20 protein-coding genes and 1 tRNA gene are annotated in these 17,302 nt (G+C 40.8%); 12 read left to right on the top strand and 9 right to left on the bottom strand.

Features of this window, described 5'->3' with window-relative positions; translation table 11 throughout:
• Positions 1 to 83: 83 nt before the first annotated feature.
• The 8 genes from ccoS (at position 84) to AC6JAD_RS06730 (ending at position 6,538) form a co-directional block, all read left to right on the top strand.
• Positions 84 to 254 (top strand): cbb3-type cytochrome oxidase assembly protein CcoS, encoded by a 171-nt coding sequence (gene ccoS / locus AC6JAD_RS06765; protein WP_461304532.1) that lies wholly within the window; start codon positions 84 to 86, stop codon positions 252 to 254.
• Between the two features lie 40 nt (positions 255 to 294).
• Positions 295 to 2,499, top strand: a complete 2,205-nt coding sequence (gene ccoN / locus AC6JAD_RS06760) for a cytochrome-c oxidase, cbb3-type subunit I (protein WP_461304531.1) — start codon at positions 295 to 297, stop codon at positions 2,497 to 2,499.
• A gap of 3 nt (positions 2,500 to 2,502) precedes the next feature.
• Positions 2,503 to 2,697 carry a cbb3-type cytochrome oxidase subunit 3 gene (locus tag AC6JAD_RS06755; protein ID WP_461304530.1) on the top strand — a complete coding sequence of 65 codons (195 nt, stop codon included), beginning with the start codon at positions 2,503 to 2,505 and terminating at the stop codon, positions 2,695 to 2,697.
• Complete coding sequence (locus AC6JAD_RS06750) at positions 2,694 to 3,641, top strand: cbb3-type cytochrome c oxidase N-terminal domain-containing protein (protein ID WP_461304529.1); 948 nt, start codon at positions 2,694 to 2,696, stop codon at positions 3,639 to 3,641. The genes AC6JAD_RS06755 and AC6JAD_RS06750 overlap by 4 nt, the downstream gene beginning before the upstream one ends.
• Before the next feature lies 1 nt (position 3,642).
• Positions 3,643 to 5,064 carry a cytochrome c oxidase accessory protein CcoG gene (gene ccoG, locus AC6JAD_RS06745; RefSeq protein ID WP_461304528.1) on the top strand — a complete coding sequence of 474 codons (1,422 nt, stop codon included), beginning with the start codon at positions 3,643 to 3,645 and terminating at the stop codon, positions 5,062 to 5,064.
• Positions 5,065 to 5,222: 158 nt separating this feature from the next.
• Positions 5,223 to 5,669 carry a FixH family protein gene (locus tag AC6JAD_RS06740; protein ID WP_461304527.1) on the top strand — a complete coding sequence of 149 codons (447 nt, stop codon included), beginning with the start codon at positions 5,223 to 5,225 and terminating at the stop codon, positions 5,667 to 5,669.
• Positions 5,669 to 6,376: a sulfite exporter TauE/SafE family protein gene (locus AC6JAD_RS06735; protein WP_461304526.1), complete on the top strand. Its 708-nt coding sequence runs from the start codon at positions 5,669 to 5,671 to the stop codon at positions 6,374 to 6,376. Before AC6JAD_RS06740 ends, AC6JAD_RS06735 begins: the two co-directional genes overlap by 1 nt.
• An 18-nt stretch (positions 6,377 to 6,394) precedes the next feature.
• The gene (locus tag AC6JAD_RS06730) at positions 6,395 to 6,538 is read left to right on the top strand and encodes a hypothetical protein (RefSeq protein ID WP_461304525.1); all 144 of its coding nucleotides are present in this window, start codon (positions 6,395 to 6,397) and stop codon (positions 6,536 to 6,538) included.
• A gap of 28 nt (positions 6,539 to 6,566) precedes the next feature.
• Here the strand turns inward: AC6JAD_RS06730 and hemN are convergent, their stop codons facing one another.
• The 6 genes from hemN to AC6JAD_RS06700 form a co-directional block, all read right to left on the bottom strand.
• On the bottom strand, positions 6,567 to 7,928 hold the full coding sequence (gene hemN, locus AC6JAD_RS06725) for an oxygen-independent coproporphyrinogen III oxidase (RefSeq protein WP_461304524.1): 1,362 nt from the start codon (positions 7,926 to 7,928) through the stop codon (positions 6,567 to 6,569).
• 7 nt (positions 7,929 to 7,935) lie between these two features.
• Complete coding sequence (locus AC6JAD_RS06720; protein ID WP_461304523.1) at positions 7,936 to 8,223, bottom strand: hypothetical protein; 288 nt, start codon at positions 8,221 to 8,223, stop codon at positions 7,936 to 7,938.
• Positions 8,224 to 8,353: 130 nt separating this feature from the next.
• On the bottom strand, positions 8,354 to 9,130 hold the full coding sequence (locus tag AC6JAD_RS06715; RefSeq protein ID WP_461304522.1) for a class I SAM-dependent methyltransferase: 777 nt from the start codon (positions 9,128 to 9,130) through the stop codon (positions 8,354 to 8,356).
• 103 nt (positions 9,131 to 9,233) lie between these two features.
• Positions 9,234 to 9,307: transfer RNA gene (locus AC6JAD_RS06710), tRNA-Ala, on the bottom strand.
• A gap of 56 nt (positions 9,308 to 9,363) precedes the next feature.
• Complete coding sequence (locus tag AC6JAD_RS06705) at positions 9,364 to 10,122, bottom strand: universal stress protein (RefSeq protein WP_461304521.1); 759 nt, start codon at positions 10,120 to 10,122, stop codon at positions 9,364 to 9,366.
• A 109-nt stretch (positions 10,123 to 10,231) separates the two neighbouring features.
• Complete coding sequence (locus tag AC6JAD_RS06700) at positions 10,232 to 11,023, bottom strand: universal stress protein (RefSeq protein ID WP_461304520.1); 792 nt, start codon at positions 11,021 to 11,023, stop codon at positions 10,232 to 10,234.
• 83 nt (positions 11,024 to 11,106) lie between these two features.
• Between AC6JAD_RS06700 and AC6JAD_RS06695 the strand changes: the two genes are divergently transcribed.
• Complete coding sequence (locus AC6JAD_RS06695) at positions 11,107 to 11,610, top strand: GNAT family N-acetyltransferase (RefSeq protein ID WP_461304519.1); 504 nt, start codon at positions 11,107 to 11,109, stop codon at positions 11,608 to 11,610.
• Here AC6JAD_RS06695 and AC6JAD_RS06690 read toward each other — a convergent pair.
• Positions 11,600 to 13,333, bottom strand: a complete 1,734-nt coding sequence (locus AC6JAD_RS06690; protein WP_461304518.1) for a T9SS type B sorting domain-containing protein — start codon at positions 13,331 to 13,333, stop codon at positions 11,600 to 11,602. The genes AC6JAD_RS06695 and AC6JAD_RS06690 overlap by 11 nt on opposite strands.
• Positions 13,334 to 13,425: 92 nt before the next feature.
• On the opposite strand from AC6JAD_RS06690, the gene AC6JAD_RS06685 reads away from it, so the two are divergent.
• From AC6JAD_RS06685 to AC6JAD_RS06675, 3 genes are all read left to right on the top strand, one after another.
• Positions 13,426 to 14,769, top strand: a complete 1,344-nt coding sequence (locus AC6JAD_RS06685; RefSeq protein ID WP_461304517.1) for an MATE family efflux transporter — start codon at positions 13,426 to 13,428, stop codon at positions 14,767 to 14,769.
• A gap of 156 nt (positions 14,770 to 14,925) precedes the next feature.
• Positions 14,926 to 15,375: a 6-pyruvoyl trahydropterin synthase family protein gene (locus AC6JAD_RS06680; RefSeq protein ID WP_461304516.1), complete on the top strand. Its 450-nt coding sequence runs from the start codon at positions 14,926 to 14,928 to the stop codon at positions 15,373 to 15,375.
• A gap of 63 nt (positions 15,376 to 15,438) precedes the next feature.
• Complete coding sequence (locus tag AC6JAD_RS06675) at positions 15,439 to 16,191, top strand: UDP-2,3-diacylglucosamine diphosphatase (RefSeq protein WP_461304515.1); 753 nt, start codon at positions 15,439 to 15,441, stop codon at positions 16,189 to 16,191.
• Between the two features lie 84 nt (positions 16,192 to 16,275).
• Here the strand turns inward: AC6JAD_RS06675 and AC6JAD_RS06670 are convergent, their stop codons facing one another.
• Together AC6JAD_RS06670 and AC6JAD_RS06665 are read right to left on the bottom strand one after the other, a co-directional pair.
• Positions 16,276 to 16,890 (bottom strand): peptidoglycan-binding domain-containing protein, encoded by a 615-nt coding sequence (locus tag AC6JAD_RS06670; protein WP_461304514.1) that lies wholly within the window; start codon positions 16,888 to 16,890, stop codon positions 16,276 to 16,278.
• Between the two features lie 55 nt (positions 16,891 to 16,945).
• Positions 16,946 to 17,299 (bottom strand): hypothetical protein, encoded by a 354-nt coding sequence (locus tag AC6JAD_RS06665; protein ID WP_461304513.1) that lies wholly within the window; start codon positions 17,297 to 17,299, stop codon positions 16,946 to 16,948.
• Between the last annotated feature and the right edge of the window lie 3 nt (positions 17,300 to 17,302).

The raw sequence follows: 17,302 nt of genomic DNA, 5'->3' as shown, positions 1-17,302 counted from the left end.
TCATAAATATTTTTCCAAAGCTGACAAATGTCATCTTTTTTCAGGGGATTCCCCTATAGTTTTACACCTCATTTCAGGTAGGTATGAGTATCATTTATATGCTTTTAGCAATTAGTGTAGTCGTGGCATTGGTCTTCTTTGCTGCTTTTATCCATTCCGTTAGGAAAGGACAATACGACGACACCTATACCCCATCTATACGGATGCTGTTCGATGAAGAAGTAACTACCGAAAACGATGATCAAGAAGAATAACTAAAGAAACCAAACAATAAACGAACAATAGTAGATATCTATGGAAGTACAACAGTTTTACTATGATAACAAGATTGTCCGGAAATTCATTGTCGCAACAATGTTCTGGGGAATTATTGGAATGGCAGTAGGTCTTTTGCTGGCCTTCATGTTTTTATTTCCCAATTTAACAGACGGAATATCGTGGCTTAGTTTTGGGCGTTTACGGCCATTGCACACAAACGCCGTGATTTTTGCATTTGTAGGGAATGCCATCTTTGCAGGGGTCTATTATTCCTCCCAACGCCTATTAAAAGCAAGAATGTGGAAGGATTGGTTGAGCAACTTCAACTTCTGGGGTTGGCAGCTTATCATCGTTGGGGCAGCGATTACTCTCCCCTTAGGATACACCACCTCCAAGGAATACGCAGAACTGGAATGGCCTTTCGATATTGCCATTGCATTGGTCTGGGTTGCTTTTGGTGCCAATTTAATAGGAACCATCTTAAAAAGAAGACAGCGCCATTTGTATGTTGCCATCTGGTTCTACCTAGCCACATTTGTTACGGTAGCCGTGCTACATATCGTAAACAGTATCGAAATTCCTGTAAGCGCTTTAAAAAGTTATTCTGTATATGCAGGGGTACAAGATGCTCTTGTACAATGGTGGTATGGTCATAACGCGGTAGCATTCTTCCTCACCACACCATTCTTGGGGTTAATGTACTATTTCGTTCCCAAAGCGGCGAACAGGCCAGTATATTCCTATAGACTATCCATTGTGCACTTCTGGTCCCTTATTTTCATATACATCTGGGCTGGACCACACCACTTATTGTATTCCTCGCTTCCTGATTGGGCTCAAAACCTAGGGGTAGCATTTTCCGTTATGCTCATTGCTCCATCCTGGGGTGGTATGATAAACGGACTCTTGACACTGCGTGGTGCCTGGGATAAAGTTAGAACAGATCCAGTATTAAAATTTATGGTAGTCGCCATTACCGGTTATGGTATGGCCACATTCGAAGGGCCCATGCTTTCCCTTAAAAATGTGAATGCCATAGCCCACTTTAGTGACTGGGTTATTGCCCACGTACATGTCGGTGCCTTGGCTTGGAATGGATTCCTGACCTTCGGTATGGCCTATTGGTTGGTGCCAAAATTGTTTAAAACAAAACTATGGTCCACGAAACTAGCCAACGCACATTTCTGGATCGGCACCTTGGGTATTATTCTTTATGCATTACCCATGTATGTGGCTGGATTTGTCCAAGCTTCTATGTGGAAACAATTCAACCCCGATGGCACCCTAACATATGGTAACTTCTTGGAAACCGTAAGTGAAATTATTCCCATGTACTGGATGCGTGCTATTGGAGGAACCATGTTCATTATCGGAGCTTTAATTGGTGTATACAACATCATCAAAACCGCTAGAGCCGGTAAAAAAGTGACCGATGAACTGGCAGAGGCCGCTCCATTACAACGCGTAACCAAAAAGCGTACCTCTAAGGAAGGTTATCATACTTGGTTGGAGCGTCGTCCAGTAAAACTGACCATCTATGCTACTATAGCTATTCTTATCGGAGGAATTGTTCAAATTATACCATCCCTAATGGTAGATGATTACGTGCCTCAAATTACCAGTGTGAAACCATATAGCCCATTAGAATTGGAAGGTCGGGATCTCTATATTAGGGAAAGCTGTAATGCCTGTCATTCTCAAATGATTAGGCCTTTCCGAAGTGAAGTTGAACGCTATGGCGAATATGCAAAAGCGGGTGAATTTGTGTACGATCACCCATTCCTTTGGGGTAGTAAACGAACAGGTCCGGACCTACTACGAATAGGTGGGAAGTACAGTGATACCTGGCATCTGAACCATTTCTACGATCCCCAGAGCACCTCATCGGGCTCCATCATGCCCTCTTATAAATGGCTTATAAAGAATGAATTGGATAAAGGAAAAACCGAAGCAAAAATGGAGGTTATGCAAACCCTTGGGGTTCCATATACGGTCGAGGATATTGAAAGGGCTCAAGAATGGATGTTGGAGCAAGGAACGCAAATTGAAAAAAACCTATATACAGATCCCGACTTCGCCAAAAGCTACGAAGCCGATAAGAAATATGCAGCCGATAATGGTGAAGAATTCATTGAAATGAGAAATCGGGAAGTAGTGGCCCTTATTGCCTATCTGCAACGACTCGGAACCGATATTAAGGTGAAATTACCTGAAGAAAACACAGCACAACTAAATCAATAAGCCATGTTGAAATTCGTAAAACAAAATTTAGAACAGATCGATGGGGTAGCCATTTATCCTATGATCTCCTTACTGATATTTTTCGTCTTCTTTACGGCCTTGTTTTGGTGGGTATTTACAGCCAAAAAGAAGCATATTGAAGAAGTAAGCAATATTCCACTAGATGATTCAATCATAACCAATGACCAAAACCTATGAGAACGATAGCATCATACATTCGAGTACTCTTTTTTATTACCATAGCGGCAGTATTCCTTTCATTCATTGTTTCCCCAGATGCTCCTTTGGAGGCATTCGGCGAACTGTGGTTTTGGGGTGTTATTGGGTTATTGGCAACACTACTGATTGTTGCCGAAATATGTATAGGAGCATTAAGGGCCATTCTTTTCAGGAGTTTAGACGAAGAAGCAAAGCAAAGGTACGAGGAACAAAAAGCGGCAGACAATGCCAATCAATTTAAGTGGTTCCGCAAGACGTACAAAAAACTTCTGGGTAGCAAACCCATTGAACAAGAACATGAGATCATCTTGGACCACAATTACGATGGTATCAAAGAATTAGACAATAGACTTCCGCCATGGTGGGTATATAGTTTTTATATCACAATTGTTTTTGCGGTCGTCTACCTAGTCCGATTCCATGTTTTCAACGACTATACGCAGGCAGAAGAGTACGATACCGAAGTTGCCATTGCCAAAGCCGAGATTGAAGAATGGAAGAAAACGGCAAAAGATCTGGTAGATGTGAATACCGTGACCTTACTTACAGAAGCTGGTGATCTTAATTCTGGAAGAACCATCTTCGAGGAAAAGTGCGTTGCCTGTCATAAGGCAGATGGCGGTGGAGGAATTGGCCCTAACCTAACGGACGACTATTGGATTTTGGGAGGCGGAATTAAAAACACATTCCAAACCATTTCTGAAGGGGGTAGGACAGGAAAAGGAATGGTCCCTTGGAAAAGCGAATTAAAACCTTCAGAAATTGCACAAGTGGCAAGTTATGTATTGAGCCTTCAAGGAACGACTCCTGCAGAGCCCAAAGAAGCTGAAGGTGAGGTTTGGATCGATCCAGATGCGACCCCCACAGAAGAAGAGCTTCCTATAAAAGTAGAAGATTCAACCATAGTCCAAGAACCCAATTAAATTGGAAACTCCGGAAAACGAAATATTCAGGGATAGTATTAGTACCGTTACCGAAGATGGTAAACGGGCGTGGGTATTTCCTAAAAAACCGGTAGGGAAATATTACGAATGGAGAAAAATAGTGAGCTATGCATTACTCACTATTCTTTTCGTTTCCCCCTTCCTAAAAATTGGGGGAAACCAGTTCTTAATGTTCAACGTTTTAGAACGCCGTTTCAATATTTTTGGGCAACCTTTCTGGCCGCAAGACTTTCATCTTTTCGTGATCATGATGATCATTGGAGTCGTTTTTGTGGTTTTCTTCACCGTGGCATTTGGACGATTATTCTGCGGGTGGATTTGTCCGCAAACCATTTTCATGGAAATGGTCTTTCGACGCATAGAGTATTGGATCGATGGAGATAGAGGAAAGCAAATCCGGCTGACTAAAATGCCTTGGAATGCCGAGAAGATTAGAAAAAGATCCTTGAAATGGTTCATTTTCTTTATCATCTCATTCCTTATTGCCAATGTCTTTTTGGCTTATTTAATAGGCAGTGATCAACTAGTAAGATACGTTACCGATGGGCCCTTGGCTCATCCCAGCACCTTAGTTTCCCTGCTCATTTTTACTTCAGTCTTCTTCTTTGTGTTTGCTTGGTTTCGAGAACAAGTATGCATCATAGCTTGTCCATACGGTCGATTGCAAGGTGTTTTGTTGGACACAAAAAGTATTGTGGTGGCCTATGACCATAAGCGCGGTGAGAAGGAGAAAGGACGGGCCAAATTCAAAAAGAATGAAAAAAGGGAAGAAACTGGCAAGGGAGACTGTATCGACTGTTTTCAGTGCGTTCACGTATGCCCAACAGGAATCGACATACGAAATGGAACACAATTAGAATGTGTTAATTGTACTGCTTGCATTGACGCATGTGACAAAATGATGGATCATGTAGGCCTGCCACAAGGACTTATAAGGTATGCAAGTGAGGAAAATATTGAAAAGAAGGTCAAGTTCCGATTTACCCCGCGCCTAAAAGGGTATAGTGCGGTACTTGGGATACTTACTGCGGTTCTTATTGGGATGTTATTTTTAAGAAATGATGTGGAAGCTAATATATTAAGGCTGCCAGGACAACTATACGAGCATAAGGAAGGAGGTATTATAAGTAACGTGTACACCTATAAATTGATCAATAAAACGACATTGGACATTGAAGACGTGACTTTTAAACTGCTTTCACATAAAGGAACTATTTCGGTCGTATCCCATGAAGAATTCCTAGTTCCGAAGCAAGGTTTGGCAGAAGGCACCCTCTTCATCGAAGTCAATGCAAGCGCTTTAACCGGGGATAAGGATAGACTGGAAATTGGGGTGTATAGTGGAGAAGACCTTATTGAAACAACGACCACCGCCTTTTTGGGCCCAAGAAGCTATAGGTAATTATGGAAACTGAACACAAAAAGAACTGTTGCAAAGACTGTAAGTCTGGACATGAAGGGAACAATCCTACATGTAAGGCCAAATTGATGTTGGAAAAAATAAAAAAGGCCTCCGCTTCTAAAATCGAAAGCAAGGAACAACCGTAAAAAGAGAGTATTATGAAATGGAATTGGGGAACGGGTTTAGTAATTGGAATGATGGCATTTATTGCATTCATTCTCTACTTCGTCATAACTATGACCACCCAAAAGGAATTTGAACATGATCTGGTAACCGAATCTTACTATGCCAAGGAAATGGTATATCAAGAAGAAATTGATGCGGAAACCAATCTTCAGGATTTTAAAGAACCTATGAGGGGTACTAAGGTAAGCGATGGGTGGCAAATTAGTTTTTCACCTGAAATTGATCCTTCGTTAGTGCAAGGAACAGTGTTCCTATATCGACCGTCTAACCAAAAGCTGGATGTGGACTTTCCATTAGTTCTTTCCGGATCCAATTTGCTCATACCTGACAAACAATTGGTAGACGGTCGTTGGAACATTACCATAGACTGGGAGTACAAGGGAAAGCCTTATTTGTATAAACAATCCATCATGTACTAATGTTATACTCTGCCCTCATATTTGGTCTTTTGGGAAGCTTCCATTGTGTGGGTATGTGTGGTCCGATCGCCTTTTTGTTACCCATAGATAGAAAAAGCCCAACAAAACGTTTTTTCCAAATCCTAAGTTATCATTTTGGAAGACTATTGACTTACTCTTTGTTGGGACTGGCCATCGGCTGGATAGGAAGCAACCTTGAGTGGTTCGGTTTTCAACAACAAGTTTCCATAGCCATTGGTATCCTTATGATAACGGTGGTTCTATTGCCAGTAAAAACCTTTAACAAATACAATGTATCAAAGCCCATCTACCGGTTTGTTAGCACTATTAAAAGTGAGTTGGGTGTTCGACTAAAGAAAAAAGATCCAGGCACTTTTTTTACGCTGGGTTTCCTAAATGGCTTATTACCCTGCGGTCTCGTGTATATGGCCATTTTTGGGGCATTGGCCCTTGGCAATACCTTACAAGGAAGTTTATATATGGCTCTTTTTGGGTTGGGCACGATACCATTAATGACCACTGCTGTCTATCTGGGAAACTTCCTTAGCGGAAAGGCAAAACAGCAAATTGTAAAATGGATTCCTGTAGTGGTAGTCCTCATAGGGGTCCTATTCGTTCTCCGGGGAATGGGATTAGACATCCCCTTCGTATCCCCTTCCGAAATGGTAGCCCTCCAACCCGTGGGAGGTGAAAACAATTGTCATTAAAACCTAATTTAAAAGCGTATGGAAATAGTAAGATTACCTTTAGTAGATTGGAGCATGGGAGCTATTCTCATTGCCGTATTTGGCGTCGTCGTTGTGGCCATGGTGTTCATTGTATTAAGTATGACGAACAGTAAAAACAAAAATAATACGGATGGATACTAATGCATAAAGAACCTATAAAGATAGTTCGTTACACAGTCATGGAGAATAGTTTGGTATCTGGCTTTCTTCGTTGAAGCCGTAAATCGAATGGAAGGCATATATTCCGGACATAAGCACGTCCTTCTTGGGTAACCTTAATTCCGTGCGGAAGGAATTCAACCAACCCATCCTTTTCCATTTCCTGAAGTTTAATCAAAACATCCGGCACCTCATCAAAATATAATGAGGTCTTTTCCCACGACGTTTCAAATCGGCACATAATATTCAAAATATGCTGTCTAATGATAAGGTCCTCCTGGGTAAGAAGATGCCCTCGATATATGGGCAAAATACCTTTTTCGACCAATTCCTGGTATTCCTCTACATTCTTAACATTTTGGGCAAATCCATACCAGCTATCACTAATTGCAGATACCCCCAATCCCAGCATTAGATGCGAATTATGGGTTGCGTAGCCCATGAAGTTTCGATGTAGCTTTCCTTGTTCCTGAGAGATGTAAAGGTCATCGGAAGGCAAGGCAAAATGATCCATTCCAATTTCCACATAACCTGCCTTAATCAATAGGTCTTTACCTATCTCGTATTGCAAGCGTTTTTGTTCGGCACTAGGTAAATCCGTGTCCTTAAAACCACGCTGTCCATTCCCTTTCATCCAAGGGACATGGGCATAACTATAGAATGCAATGCGATCTGGACGTAACAATATGGTTTTTTCAATAGTATTTATTACATCTTTCTTTGTCTGAAAAGGCAATCCATAAATGATATCATGCCCTACGGAAATATACCCTTCTTCACGTGCCATGGTCGTTGCATTTACCACATTTTCGAAAGGCTGGACCCTATTAATGGCCTTCTGGACGGTTTCATTATAGTCCTGAACCCCGTAACAGACCCTTTTGAACCCATGCGAGGCAAGAACTTTCAAATGCTCCCTTCTCGTATTGTTGGGGTGGCCTTCAAAACTTCCATCAAAATGTTTCCCTTTTTTGGCGATACTGAAAATTCCACTTAACAACCTATCCAAGTGTTCCGCCGAGAAAAAAGTAGGGGTCCCTCCGCCCAAATGCAATTGATTTATAAGTGGTTTTTCTTGCAACAAACCCACGTACAATTGCAATTCTCGAATTATAGCCCTCAAATAAGGGACCTCTACTCCATGATTTTTGGTAATGCGTTTATTACATCCGCAAAAGGTGCACATGCTTTCACAAAAGGGTAAATGGATGTACAAACTGATCCCTTCTGTATCCCCGCTTTCCTTAAAACTTTCAACTACCGAACCTTTCCAGCCCGAGAGCGAAAAAGTATCCTTGTCCCAATAAGGTACTGTGGGATAACTCGTATACCTAGGCCCTGGAACATTGTATTTGGAAATTAGGGTGCACATATACCCCCTAGAATAAGAAGTTTAATGCTGCCAGTATAGTACATACCACTAAACTAACAATAAGTAGATTGAGAACTATTTTGGGTTTTTGAACCGAAATTATAGAAGCTACTAAGGCATTACACACGGCTACTACCACAAAAATTTGCAGCATTTGTAACAAGGCATTGCCATGGGTGAAAATCGCCATCACTGCCATAGATCCCAAACAAGTAGAAACGATAATTGAAAGTGCTGCGTATAGCATGAAATTCTCGTTCCAATCACGGCTCATTTTATTATAAAGTGCTTTCATCTGTTTTAATTTTTATTTGATGGATCAAAACTAGAATACACTCGAATTTTAAAATATGACGAAAGTCAGTTTTTGGGATATTATGGAAGACCTCAATTATGTAATCATATTCCCTAAATAAGGGTTGTTTCTACGATTTTGAAGCTTTCTTCAATACCACATAGGCATAGCTTGTAAAAAAAGATTTTGGATGGCTTACCAGATAGTTGGTTTTAAGATTGTGCAATTTCTTGAGGGGTTTTATCCTGTTGTAGTAACTATGCCCGAAAAAGCCTCGGTATTCTACAATCTCATATCCCAAGGAAATAAACCTATTCAGTTGTTTGCGGGAAGGGCCATAGCACCAATGATAATACGCTGGGAATTTTCCATATTGGTATCGATCCCTAGGCGAAAAAAGGTTTAATAGTTTATTGGCCAGTCGTTCGGGGATAAGATAATTCACTACAAAAGGAAAGGCAAACAAAGTTGGAAAGAAATGAACGGCCATGCCTTTATCGGACAACAAGCTCAACACATTTTTATGGAAATTTTCGGCATCGTAGATATGCTCTGCTAGCATTTTACTGAAAATAAGATCGAATTCCTGATCCGAATGGAATTCTGGTGAAGAGATATCTGCAAGTATTTTCCTGTAATTCTTGGGCGCTTTGTCCAATTCACCCTGCGATATGTCGAGCAAGGAATAATCCAACCCTTGCTGTGATACATACTCCTTTTCTAACATTGGATTGGCACCTCCCCCTACATCGCATACCTTATTAAGGCTATGTTTTTCGATACATTCTTTTAGGAATGGCACAAATTCGTGCCAGCCTACCTTGGAAGATGCGTATGAAATTTTTGTGCTCAATAGTGCCTTATATGTATCTAAATTGGATGCTAAAATAAGAAAAGCGGGTAACATGAATTCAATAATGGAATTACAGTATATATCATGGCATGTTTTACAATACGTGCTTTTCGGAAACAAAAAAATCCGTACTGTCGCACGGATTTTCTATTTGATGTGGAGAAGATGGGACTCGAACCCACGACCTCTTGACTGCCAGTCAAGCGCTCTAGCCAGCTGAGCTACATCCCCATGAATTTCCAAATGCTGGAAATATCGAAACGTGAATGCGAAAATAAGAAATTTTCCTATTCCCTTTCCTTTAAAATCAATAAAGGTTTAGTGGTATGAAAATCCTTTTTCAAAATCTCATTGTGTATGCCCCACAGCTTTCTAAAGAACCCCATTTTTTCCTTTCTTCTCAAAATACAAAGCATCTCAGGGTTCATGGTATTGAAATGTTCCACAATTCCTTCAAAAACCGTCGCATTCTCTGTGGTCATTAAAGTCCCATTCAACCTTGCAACAGGTTCGCTTAAGGTCCTATCATTGGTAGCGGTATCCGGTGTTACCACTTGTAATAAATGAAGTTTCGAGTGGAATATCCCCAATATAGACTCTAAGGTGTCCGATGTTTCATCGGACTCAATTGGTGCGTTCTTAAAGGCAAACAACATACTGTCGAACCTTCTGAACAAATAGTCTTTGGGCACAATAAGCAATGGAATTTCCGTTTGTCTCACAATTTTACCGGTTACCTTACCCAGATACACCTCATCTCTAATGTCTACACTTTGCGGAGAAAGGATCATGAAGTCAATGTTAAGAACTCGGGAAAGTGAGGCAATACCTTCAAAAATATCCCCCGAAATTCGTTTGGACACTACCTGAATGTCCTTGGTATCTACACTATCCAGAACTTCCCTAAGTACGGCCTCGGTATTTTCATCAGTTTTAATACAAGTAACATACACCCTTGCTTGTGTGAAGCTGGCAAAATTTACCGCATAACGAAGATTGTTTACTCCGTTTGCCACGGAGCCAACAGGAACGAGAATATTTTTCATTTTGAAATAAAAGTAGTTTTTTAGTCTATAGTTATGAATTTTTCAAAAACTGGGTGCAAAAGTACGATTTTTCTGAAAAATTCTCAATAAACCCAAGCTAAAAAACTAGCTATTGGACACTTAGAACCAACAGGGGTTTGGTGGTGTAGAATTGCTTTTTAGGTACCGTGTTCTTTTCCCAAAGCTTTTTGAAAAACCCTCTCTTTCGCCTAACCACGCAAATCATGTCTGGATTATGCGATTGAAAGTGCTCCAGTACGGCCTGAAAAGTGGTTACATTGGTAGATTTGATATAGGAATCGGCAAGTTTCTTAAGTTTCCCACTCACCTTAAGCATGTCGTCATCGGATTCTGGTGTTTCTACATGCAGCAATTGCACTTTCGTATCAAATTGCTGAATAATGCTTCGTATAGGCTCAAGCATTTTCTTCTTTGGAAAATTACCACTTTTAAAAGCCATCAACATCCTAGCAGGGGCTATAAAAGAAGTGCCTTCCGGGACGATCAATGCAGGAATATCGGTATCCTTCACCAACTTTCCAGTGGTGTTTCCCAAATATAGTTCCTCATTAATAGAATTGCTTCTTGGTGAAAGTATCATAAGATCGATTTCCACATGTTTGTTGAAACGCTCGACCGTATCTAACACTCCTCCTTTTACAGGATGCGCAATTACAGTCACATTCTTCTGATCTACTTTGGCCAGTACCTCATCTAAAAGATTTTCGGTGTCTTCCTTAATAATGGTATTTACCTTGGTAAGTCCACCAACTTTCGAAAATTCCTGAAAAACTGACAGCACATAGACATAAGCGCCTAATTTTTCGGCCAAATCTATTGCGTATTGTAATGTGCCTACTGCGCTTTCTGAAGAACCTACTGGAACCAAAATATTTTTCATCTCTGCTACTTTAGGATTATCAAGTGTAATTAACTTTTCAAAGAAATAGTATCTTTAAATCTGTTGCAAAATTAGCGCATATTATGATACAAAAGGGGAAACTTTCCCAAATTGAGGAAATTATGGCCATGACGCAGGCCTGTGCCGTCAAAATGATACAAGAAGGTATTTATCAATGGAACGAACATTATCCAAGTGAAGACGCTTTCAAAAAAGACGTGGAAAGACAAGAACTGTATGTCCTTTCTAATGAAAACAATATCATAATGGGCACATTGGTTATTTCTTCCCTAAAAGATGAGGAATATGAGGATATCGAATGGCTTACGCCAGAAGGCGCCAATTATTACATTCATAGATTGGCCATTCATCCAGACTTTCAACATCAAGGGTTGGCCAAAAAACTTATGGACTTTGCAGAGGAAACCATCAAAAAAATGAATGGTTTATCGGTTAGGCTAGATACCTTCAGTCAAAATCCCAGAAACCAAAGATTCTACGAAAAAAGAGGGTATCAAAGATTAGGGGACATCTATTTTCCGAAGCAAAGTGAATTTCCTTTTTACTGCTACGAGCTTATCTTATGAGGGAAAAATGACCTCGAATCTCTTTTCCATCCCACAATTGGGCGCGATACCAATATTCTGAAGAGGGCAAAGGATTACCCCTATATAAGCCGTCCCAGCCTTGACTGTCTGGTTTTATGATAATCATAAGCTTGCCCATACGGTCATAAATAAAGATGTAGCGAATATTCAAAGGGTCCTCCTTTGGTGGTATGTATTGCCAAAGGTCATTAAAACCGTCTCCATTGGGAGTAAAAAATTGGGGGAACCCCGGTGGTCGCAATCTTAATTGAAATGTTTCTTCAACCACACCACAACCGTTCCTATCGCGCACATATACCGTATAAGTTCCGGCCTCTAAATTGCTAAAGGTATTGTTATCTGAATATCCACCCTGACTATCGAGTAAGGAGAATTCGTAATCCCCAATACCTGAGACTTCTATCGTAACATTGAATCTTTGTCCCACAATTTCGATATCGATATCATTAATAATGGCAGTTTCTGAAGATACTACATTGAATTCCTTAGAGGTTGGGCATTCGATAATAACCCCATCCTGATTCACAATGGTATATGCTTCATAGATGTAGGTTCCGGTGGCAGAAATATCTACTGAAGCAGACTCCGAAATAAGGGTTTCATTCCCCGTGGGTCCAATTTCATACCATCTAAATCCATCTGCCTCATCAGAAGTAGTGATTCTGGTAGGCAATTCATTCTCACATATACTCACAATATCCGGAAAATCGATCTCCGGATTTAAATATACAATCTCTCCAGTATCATCATCGATAAAGGGTCCACAGCCCAATATGGTTGAAAATGATTCTTGCCCACATCCTTGGGCCGCCCCCGCTTTATTGAATGGAATAATACGAATGAAGTAGGTATTATTGGCTTCAAAATTAATTACAAAGGTAGAGTTGGTAAAAAAGATGGTTCCATCTAACACATCATTTTCGAAGGGTGTTCTCCCCATATATACGATATAGCCCGTTGCTCCCGGCACGGCGTCCCATTCCAATAGTGGGGAAAGTTCAACATTGGTGGCTCCGTCTAATGGACTAATTAATTGTGTACAGGTGGGAGGATCCCCCAAATCTGCAGTCGTAAAGCTTTGTTCTTGGCAAGCCAATGCATTCCCATTTTCATTATAGGGGGTGATTTTTACATAAATAAGAACCCCAATGGGCAGGTCTGTGGGAGGATTGTAATTCAACACATTTCCAATATCCTGATTGTTCAAAATATCCCCGGCTCCTGGTGAGGTGCCAATCCGCAACCTATAGCCGGTGGCAAGAGGGGCATAATTCCAAAACAGATTGGTTGAGGTAGGAACATCTATATCACCATCCTGTGGACTCGTAAGTTGAGTACAGGCCGGCACCACAGTAACATTTACGGTTCGAAATGACTCACTCGGACAGACAATATCGTCTTGATTAAAAAAGAAAAGGGTAATAGTGACAAAAACCTCGGTTGATTCCGGTAAACCCAAAGGAGGAACAAATGTAGTAGCATTTCCCACATTTTGATCATTAATGATATCCCCTGCCCCTGGAGAGGTCCCTAAAGAAATTCGATATCCTGAAACCCCTACCACACTTTCCCAACTAATAGATGTAGTAACTGGAACATCTATCGCTCCTGGAAGGGGTTCCAAAAGGGCAGGACACTCTTGCGAGAAAAGCAATGAGTGCACCAAAAGTGTGAGGATAAAAGCAAATCTCTTAATAATCATAGCAACTCCTAAAGATAATCATTTTGAGAATGATATTTTATTTGGTCACCAATATATTGCATTGGCAACAAGATTTCAAGTAATTTTGCGGTTTGAAATCTACAGCAACAGATATTTCATTCTCTAGGATCCAACAACTGGCGATACCTGCAATTATTGCAGGCATTGCAGAACCTGTATTGTCCATTACCGATACCGCCATTGTGGGGAATATTCCGGAATACGGAACCGAATCGCTTGCAGCGGTCGGAATAGTAGGTACTTTCCTCTCTGCGCTTATTTGGATTTTAGCCCAAACCAGAAGTGCCATATCGGCGATCGTTTCCCAAAACCTCGGGGCAGGAAAGATTGAGCAACTGAAAAGGTTCCCAGCTCAGGCAATTGTATTCAACATCGGACTTAGTATTACCGTACTTGCATCCACTTATTTCTTTGTGGAGGAGATTTTTATGTTGTTCAATGCCAAGGGAATGATTCTGGACCTTAGCGTAGACTATTATAATATTAGGGTGTGGGGCTTCCCATTAACTCTATTCACCTTTGCCATATTTGGGCTTTTCCGTGGGTTGCAAAATACCTTCTGGCCTATGATCATTGCCGGGATAGGAACCGTAATAAATATAGCACTGGATTTTGTTTTGGTATATGGTATTCCCGAGTTTATTGAGCCGATGAACGTGGAGGGAGCCGCCTGGGCCAGTCTAATCTCACAAATTATCATGGCGCTACTCTCATTGATTCTCTTGCTGAAAAAGACCAATATTTCCCTGAAATTGGAGAGGAATCTGCATCCAGAAATACAGCGTTTAGCCATCATGAGTGTCAATCTTTTTATTAGATCCATGGCCTTAAACGCTGCCCTTATTTTAGCAACAAGGGAAGCCACCGCGCTAGGGAAAGAATACATTGCTGCCCATGTTATCGCCTACAACATCTGGATATTTGCTGCTTTCTTTATAGACGGATATGGTGCGGCAGGCAATATTTTAGGAGGCAAGCTATTGGGTGAGCAAAACTTCAAAGCCCTTTGGAACCTTACAAAAAGGGTGAATGCCTACAATATTGGGGTGTCCCTTATTTTGATTGTCTTGGGCATAATAGGATATTACGCAATAGGAGGCTTTTTCAATAATGACCCAAAAGTAATTTCCCTTTTCCAGGATGTTTTTTATATGGTACTCATAAGCCTTCCGTTCTGCTCCCTTGCGTTTACATTAGATTCCATCTTTAAGGGACTAGGCGAAATGGGCTTCCTTAGAAACGTACTCTTGGGGGCTACGGTTTTCGGGTTTATCCCCGTACTTTATCTCGGTAAATACCTTAATTGGGAGCTATTTGGTATTTGGCTGGCCATGATTGTTTGGGTGGCCTATAGGGCACTCGCCCTGATCATTAAATTTTGGAGAAAATACATCCCATTGCTCGAAAATAGATAACTTTACACAAAATTATGAATACGTGGATATACTTCAATTTTTAAGTGGAAACGGACTGTTCATGGTCCTTGGACTGTTTGTGGTTTTGGTGGTTCTTTATAATAAATTAAAGGCGAGGCGATACCATAAACCTTCTTCAAAAAAGAAACAATAGCAATGGCAAAGATTAGGATAACAAAAATGTTCTCTTTTGAAACCGGTCATGCCTTGTATGGGTACGACGGGAAATGCAGGAACGTACATGGCCATAGCTATAAATTATCGGTAACGGTTATCGGACAACCCATAGCAGATTCGAACCATGTGAAGTTTGGGATGGTCATCGATTTTGGAGATCTTAAAAAAATAGTAAAGGAAGAAATAGTGGATGTATTCGATCATGCCACTGTTTTTAACAAGAACACACCACATACAGAATTGGCCAAAGAGTTGAGCGATCGGGGCCATAATGTCTTATTGGTAGATTATCAGCCAACCAGCGAAATGATGGTGATGGATTTTGCGGATAAAATCATACGTCGCCTACCCGAAACCATTGCACTTCATTCCTTAAGACTTCAGGAGACCGAAACCAGTTATGCCGAATGGTTCGCAAGCGATAATTAACCTTTATTTTTCGAAACTCAAGAAAGGCTGTTAGCTCGAAACTCTTTTCATTATCTTTATCCAATGCAAATTCCCAAGGGTAAAAAGATTTACTTTTCCAGTGACAACCACTTAGGGGCTCCTACCATTGAAGAGAGCAGGCCTAGGGAATTGAAATTTGTTCAGTGGTTGGATGACATCAAAGAAGATGCTGCCGCCATATTCCTGCTCGGTGATCTTTTCGATTTTTGGTTTGAATACAAAACGGTAGTTCCCAAAGGGTTTGTGAGGGTTCTGGGGAAATTGGCCGAACTTTCCGATAAAGGCATTCCCATTCATTTCTTTGTCGGCAATCACGATCTGTGGATGCGCTCCTATTTTGAAGATGAGCTCAATATCCCGACGTATCGGGACGTCAAGGAATTTACATTTAACGATAAGCAATTTCTAATTGGGCATGGTGACGGAAAAGGACCAGGCGATAAGGGCTACAAGAGAATGAAAAAGGTGTTTACCAATCCTATCTTCAATTGGCTATTCCGATGGTTTCATCCAGAATTGGGCATGCGCCTCGCGCAGTACCTGTCTGTAAAGAACAAAATTATATCCGGGGATGACGACAAGAAATTTTTAGGCGAAGAAAACGAATGGTTGGCACAATATGCGAAAAGGAAACTCAAGGACAAACACTATGACTATTTCGTGTTTGGCCATAGGCATTTACCTATGGAAATAAAAGTGGGAGAGAACTCCACCTACTTCAATCTTGGCGACTGGATTACCCATTTCACCTACGGGGTTTTTGATGGCGAAACCTTTCAATTAAAGGAATATTGAGAATAGGAATACACGCTTGAATCAAATTATTGCTCAACTGGAAGCATAGGTAACACCAAGGTCACCATGATATGTGCAAATACCTTATCGAAGTAAATAATCCAGGGTAATGGCATCTAATTTACCGTCTGGGAACAACCCATTCTTTTCTTCAAAATTTCGTAGGGAGTTAAACGTTTCCGTTCTAAATAACCCATCGTGTTTTATGGAATCACCGTGTTTTATGAGAAGCCGTTGGACTTCGTACACCAAAGCATTCTGCTCTCCCAATCGTAACTCGTTGGCCTTAGGGTTGGCATAAAAAGACTTGAGTATAAGTTGTTTTTTATGGGCCTCTTTGGTCATAATATCCTTTTCCTTCACTTCTTCCTTTGGACGATTTATAAGAGCTTCGAAATAAGAAACCGTTGCCAGCTTCTTTCGGTATTCGGCTACGGCAGCCTTTGTAACTTCATTGTCTTTCTTAGGATTTCGAACATCTATTTGGTTGGTGCTCCACTGCGTGATCACATATCCGTTAACTGCCTCCACGGCTTCATAGTAGTGTAATAAATCGGTGCGGTCTGCGGAATCCAATCTTAGATCACTTGGGATTTGGTATTCATATTCCGCCAATGAGAAACGTTTATACTTTTGGTATACATTGTAACCCATGATTCCCACAATGACAAGCAGTAAAAAGATAATGATCTGTTTCATTTCGGTTAGTTTCCATAAAAATAAGAAACCTTTGCAACAAAAAACAAGACAATACCTAGTTTAAAGAAACTGTACGCAAATACTCCCGCAGATTTAAATGAAAAAGGATCCCTTTTAACAGGTCATCCACTGCCTCTAATTCCGTAGGGCTTATTGCTAAGTCCACTAATTTCGAAGGTGTTTTAAGCAATAGAGATCGGCAGCAATTTGCTTTACAGGAAGCCCGGCAATGGCCTTGTTTTCTAACCTCATCCACTTGTTTGGAAAAATGCAATACCTCTTCCTTCTTTAGATAAAATCCAATATCACGAAAAATGATCTGTACCCTATTATCCAATGTTGTGCCGGATTTCTTCCAATGGAAACCTAGACCAAAGTCATTCTTATATATGGGATCAATTTCTTGCATGGA

It is taken from the genome of Aureisphaera sp. (assembly GCF_059726885.1).
This window is presented reverse-complemented; position numbering and strand designations above follow the sequence as displayed.